This window comes from Mesorhizobium sp. M4A.F.Ca.ET.090.04.2.1 (assembly GCF_003999085.1).
Classification (GTDB): domain Bacteria; phylum Pseudomonadota; class Alphaproteobacteria; order Rhizobiales; family Rhizobiaceae; genus Mesorhizobium.
Window position 1 is genome coordinate 1 of record NZ_RZOT01000870.1, and the last position, 1,253, is coordinate 1,253.

Consider the following 1,253-nt stretch of genomic DNA (forward strand, 5'->3'; position numbering starts at 1 on the left):
GGATGGTGGAGTTCGGCTCTTCGATACGTCGGCGGTGTATGGCGCCGGGCACTCGGAGGAGCTTTTGGGCGAGGCGCTCTCAGGCCGTTCGGAGGCAGTTATCGTGTCGAAATTCGGCCATTCCTTCGATCCGGCCTCCCGCCAGATGACTGGCTCTAGGTTCGATCCCGAATATGTGCGCTGGTCGGTTGGCGAGAGCCTTCGCCGACTGGGCCGAGACGGCATCGACGTGATGTTGCTCCACTTGAACGATCTCTCGATCGAACATGCGGAACCGGCGTTTGAGGTCTTGGAGCAGCTTGTTCGGGCCGGAGACATTCGAAGCTACGGCTGGAGCACCGACTTTCCATCAAGCGTCCAGGCGTTCGCTGACCGGAGCGGCTTTTCAACGGTCCAGCACTCGATGAACGTTTTCTTCGATGCACCCTCAATGTGCAAAGCCGCATATAATAACGGTTTGGCGCAGCTGACCCGGTCGCCACTCGCCATGGGCGTGCTAACAGGCAAATTCTCGGATGGACGGACCGTTCCGCCAGACGACGTCAGGTCGGTTCCCGCGGATTGGCAGGTATATTTTGAAGCGTCGCGCGCCCGTTCCGAGTTGACAGAGCAGATTGATGCTATCCGCGATTTGCTCACCGCTGGCGGGCGGACGCTCGGTCAGGGTGCCTTGTGCTGGCTGCTATCGAAAGGTGGCAACATTCACCCCATCCCCGGCGCAAAAACCCCCGAGCAGGCTGTCGAGAACGCCGCGGCCATGGAATTTGGGTCGCTGTCGGAGACCGTGATGGCTGAGATCGAAACCATTCTCCAAAGACCGCCAGAAGGTGAGTTTCGTGCTCGATAGCTTCGCAATGGCCACTCTGGATCGAACGCGGTCGTTCGCAGTGACTGGATATCAACTCCAGCCGAGCGGCACGTAGTCGATCTCCATGAACGCCTCGACCTCGGGCACCCAGCGATCGCGGACAAAAGCGACGTGGTCGGGGTGCTCGTTGTACCTTGTGTAGGCAGCCTGGTCGGCGAACTCCATCGAGAAGCCGAAGCGGTAGTCGTTCTTGGGGCTGACCTGCCGCAACTGCTCGAAATGCGTGACACCCTTGATCCCGGTCAGGATCTTCCTGGCGTCATGGAGGAAGCGCTTTTCCTCCAGCGAATGCGGCGCATGCTTCAGCGTGAACACGACTGTGTGACGGATCATCTTTCGCTTTCCCTCATTCAGCTATTCGGCATCGACCCAGGCGCGGATGAGA

General features: G+C 59.4%; 2 protein-coding genes. One reads left to right on the forward strand and one right to left on the reverse strand.

What is annotated here, in order from left to right; translation table 11 throughout:
- A partial coding sequence (locus EN781_RS32750; protein WP_145965798.1) for an aldo/keto reductase occupies positions 1 to 847 on the forward strand: 847 nt, incomplete at its 5' end.
- A gap of 51 nt (positions 848 to 898) precedes the next feature.
- Here EN781_RS32750 and EN781_RS32755 read toward each other — a convergent pair.
- Positions 899 to 1,201: a Dabb family protein gene (locus tag EN781_RS32755; RefSeq protein ID WP_126056704.1), complete on the reverse strand. Its 303-nt coding sequence runs from the start codon at positions 1,199 to 1,201 to the stop codon at positions 899 to 901.
- Positions 1,202 to 1,253 lie beyond the last annotated feature (52 nt).